This is a genomic window from Bacteroides caecigallinarum (assembly GCF_016901995.1).
In the GTDB taxonomy this organism is placed as follows: Bacteria; Bacteroidota; Bacteroidia; order Bacteroidales; family Bacteroidaceae; genus Phocaeicola; species Phocaeicola cellulolyticus.
In genome coordinates this window covers 1-319 of the sequence record NZ_JACJLE010000181.1, presented here as the reverse complement: position 1 = coordinate 319, position 319 = coordinate 1, and the positions used below count along the sequence as shown (strand labels likewise).

General features: G+C 43.9%; 1 rRNA gene. It reads left to right on the top strand.

Features of this window, described 5'->3' with window-relative positions:
• Nucleotides 1–92 (top strand): 16S ribosomal RNA (locus tag H6A61_RS15525); the annotation flags it as partial.
• Between the last annotated feature and the right edge of the window lie 227 nt (nt 93–319).

Here is a 319-nt window from a genome sequence, read left to right as displayed (position 1 = left end):
ACCGCAAGGAGCGCCCTAGGGTAACACTGGTAATTGGGGCTAAGTCGTAACAAGGTAGCCGTACCGGAAGGTGCGGCTGGAACACCTCCTTTCTGGAGTGATACCGTAAGAGATATCAAGAAGGTTTATGCTTCTTGTACTACAGGCAAGTTTGTTTAATTAGATATAGGAGGCAGGGGATCCTAAAACAAAAGGCCGGCCCCGGAAAAACGGTCCGACTCCGTAACCTTCACATTAAAAAGATCTTTGACATGATGTAACAAGCTGAAAAAGTAAAAATTTGGTCAAAACCAAAAGAGCTAAAAGTATATATCATCCG